Annotated in this window: 4 protein-coding genes; 2 read left to right on the forward strand and 2 right to left on the reverse strand. The window is 71.9% G+C overall.

From position 1 onward, the window contains the following. Positions 1 to 183 (reverse strand): DNA gyrase subunit A (locus VGR37_06970; GenBank protein ID HEV2147126.1); only part of this gene is annotated, 183 nt, incomplete at its 3' end. A gap of 356 nt (positions 184 to 539) precedes the next feature. Here VGR37_06970 and VGR37_06975 point away from each other — a divergent pair. Together VGR37_06975 and VGR37_06980 are read left to right on the forward strand one after the other, a co-directional pair. After that, complete coding sequence (locus VGR37_06975) at positions 540 to 1265, forward strand: MOSC domain-containing protein (GenBank protein HEV2147127.1); 726 nt, start codon at positions 540 to 542, stop codon at positions 1263 to 1265. Between the two features lie 97 nt (positions 1266 to 1362). After that, on the forward strand, positions 1363 to 2469 hold the full coding sequence (locus VGR37_06980; GenBank protein HEV2147128.1) for a calcium/sodium antiporter: 1107 nt from the start codon (positions 1363 to 1365) through the stop codon (positions 2467 to 2469). Between the two features lie 13 nt (positions 2470 to 2482). On the opposite strand, the gene VGR37_06985 is transcribed toward VGR37_06980, so the two are convergent. Next, positions 2483 to 3017, reverse strand: a 535-nt coding sequence (locus VGR37_06985; protein HEV2147129.1) for a hypothetical protein, incomplete at its 5' end; no start/stop codon positions are given.

A 3017-nucleotide genomic window follows, 5' to 3' on the forward strand; every position in this document is an offset into this window, starting at 1 on the left:
GTACTTGCCCAGCACGTCGCCGACGACCGTCGCGCTCTTCTTGTACGGCCGGTTCGGCGACAGCCCCGCCTCGTGCATCGCGTACAGGATGCGCCGGTGCACCGGCTTCAGCCCGTCGCGCACGTCCGGCAGCGCCCGCTGTACGATCACGCTCATCGAGTAGTCGATGAACGACTCGCGCATCTCGTCTTCGATCAGCCGCGGAAGGATCTTGGACTCAGGCTTCCCGGTCGGCTCGGTCGTGATCTCGTCGGCCATTTTATCGTCTGGAAACGTCGAAACTCAGGATCCGCTGCAACGATGCGGATGCAACCGGGTGTTGTACCCCGGCGCGGCGGGAGTGTGCCAGTTTTGCGGCCCTGCGAAGCCGGAGAAAACTACCTCCGGGAAGGCGTTTCCGCCACCCGCCGGGGGCGCTTTCTCGCCTTTGTGTGGACACTGCGTGCGGGGAGTTCTCCGCACCCGCGGGCGGTGCTACGTTTTCCACTTCGGCGGGCGGCGGAGGCACGGCGTCGGAACACCGGAGATCGAGGGGAGAGATGGAGAAGGAGAACGGGACCGTGGGCCGGGTGCTCTCGGTGCAGGTGGGGCTCCCGCGCGCCTACGGAGCGGAGGACGCGCCCGACCCGATGGATCGCGCCTGGACCACGGGCTTCTTCAAGGAGCCGGCCGCGGGCCCGGTCCGCGTCGGGACGGCCAACTTGGAGGGCGACGGGCAGGCGGACCGGAAGAACCACGGCGGGCCGGAGAAGGCAGTGCTCGGCTACGCCGCGGCGCACTACCCGGCGTGGCGGGAGGAGCTGGGGATCGCGGAGATGCCCTTCGGCGCCTTCGGCGAGAACCTCACCCTCGCGGGGATGACGGAGGAGACGGTGTGCATCGGCGACGTGCACGCCGTGGGGACGGCGCTGCTGCAGGTCTCCCAGCCACGCGGCCCCTGCTGGAAGATCGCCCGCCGCTGGCGCATCAAGGACCTGTCGGCGCGGGTCCAGCGGACGGGGCGCACGGGGTGGTACTACCGGGTGCTGCGCGAGGGGACGGTGGAGGCCGGCGCCCCCTGCGAGCGGGTGGAGCGCCCGAGCCCGCGCTGGACGGTGGCGCTCGCGAACGACCTGCTCTTCCGCCGCGAGGGGCGCGACGACCTCGCCGCGGAGCTGCTGGAGTGCCCGGAGCTGGCTCCGGCCTGGCGCGACTGGCTCGCGCGGAAGCTGGAGGCGAAGCGGCCGGGGAGCGACTGGCGCAGGCTGGTGGGCCCCAACCGGTGACCGCCCCGGAGGTGCCGGCCCGGGGCGCCTTCCCTATCTTCATGGCCGGGCCGGCTCCGGCCCGCCGCGAACCCCGCACCCCCTGGAGAAGGCCCGCATGAGTCCGCTGACGATGGTGCTGTTCGTGCTCGGGATCGCCATCCTGATCGCCGGGGCGGAGTTGCTGGTGCGGGGGGCCTCCCGCCTGGCCGCGGGGCTGGGGATCTCGCCGCTGGTGGTGGGCCTCACCGTGGTGGCGTTCGGCACCAGCTCGCCGGAGATGGCGGTCAGCGCGCAGTCCGCCCTGGCCGGGCAGACGGACCTGGCGCTCGGGAACGTGGTGGGGAGCAACATCTTCAACGTCCTCTTCATCCTGGGCGTCTCCGCCATGATCGCCCCCCTGGTGGTCGCGCAGCAGCTGGTGCGGCTGGACGTTCCGCTGATGATCGGGGCCTCGGTGGCGGTGCTGCTGCTGGGGCTGGACGGCGCGTTCGGGCGCCTGGACGGGGCGCTGTTCTTCGGCGGGGCGGTCGCCTACACGACCTTCCTGGTGCGGCAGAGCCGGCGCGAGACGGCCGCGGTGCAGGCGCAGTACGAGGGGGAGTTCGGGGAGGCGGCGGTGGGCGCGGCGTCGTGGCTGCGCGACTCGGCGCTGGTGCTGGGGGGCCTGGTGCTGCTGGTGCTGGGCTCGCGCTGGCTGGTGAACGGGGCGGTGGAGATCGCCACGACGCTGGGCGTCGACGAGCTGGTGATCGGGCTGACCATCGTCGCGGCGGGGACGTCGCTCCCGGAGGTGGCCACCTCGGTGCTGGCGAGCCTCCGCGGGGAGCGCGACATCGCGGTGGGGAACGTGGTGGGGAGCAACCTCTTCAACATCCTGGCGGTGCTCGGGTTTTCCGGGCTGGTCGCGCCCGGGGGCGTGGACGTGGCACCGGCGGCGCTGCGCTTCGACGTCCCCGTGATGATCGCGGTCGCGGTGGCCTGCCTCCCCATCTTCTTCTCCGGGCACCGGATCTCCCGCTGGGAGGGGCTGCTCTTCTTCGGCTACTACGTGGCCTACACCGCCTACCTGGTGCTCGCCGCCACGCGGTCCGAGGTCCTCCCGGAGTTCAGCGGCGCCATGGTCTTCTTCGTGCTGCCGCTCACGGCGGTGACGCTGGCGGTGGTGGGGCTGCGGGAGATCCGCTCGCGGCGGGGCGGTGGAGCGACCGGAGCGGGCACGTAGTCCTCCTCTCTCCTCACCGGAAGTCGTGCGACTGGAAGGCGATGGACCGGGGCAGCTCCCGGAATCGCCGACCCACCACGTTCATCACCGCCCCGTCGCGCTCGAAGCGCCCCTCCACGATCAGGAACTGCGAGAACTTCACCGTCTCGCGGTTGGCCTCGTAGACCTTCGCGGGGACGATCACGTTGATGAAGCCGCTCTCGTCCTCCAGCAGCACGAACACCGTTCCCTTCGACGTGGCCGGGTGCTGCCGGGCGACGATCAGCCCCGAGACCAGCACCTTCTCCCCCTTCCCCACCTCCGGGAGCTCCGCGCTGGACAGGATTCCCGCGGCGCGCAGGCGCGGGCGCAGGTGCTCCATGGGGTGCCCGTGCGTGCAGATGCCGGTGGCGAGGTAGTCCAGGAAGACCAGCTCCGGCCCCTCCAGCTCGCGCGGGTCGAAGGGGAGCCGGCGCGCGGGGGCCAGGGGGAGGAGGTCGCCCGCGGCACGGAGCGCTTCCCATGCGGCGCGGCGGCGGCCGGGCTCGAAGGCCTCGAAGGCCCCGGCG

It is taken from the genome of Longimicrobiaceae bacterium, from assembly GCA_035936415.1.
In the GTDB taxonomy this organism is placed as follows: domain Bacteria; phylum Gemmatimonadota; class Gemmatimonadetes; order Longimicrobiales; family Longimicrobiaceae; genus JAFAYN01.

What these genes read in the sequence shown, in the direction of transcription:
- VGR37_06975 (HEV2147127.1), top strand. Translation starts at nt 540, where the DNA reads ATGGAGAAGGAGAACGGGACCGTGGGCCGGGTGCTCTCGGTGCAGGTG.
- VGR37_06980 (HEV2147128.1), top strand. Translation starts at nt 1,363, where the DNA reads ATGAGTCCGCTGACGATGGTGCTGTTCGTGCTCGGGATCGCCATCCTG.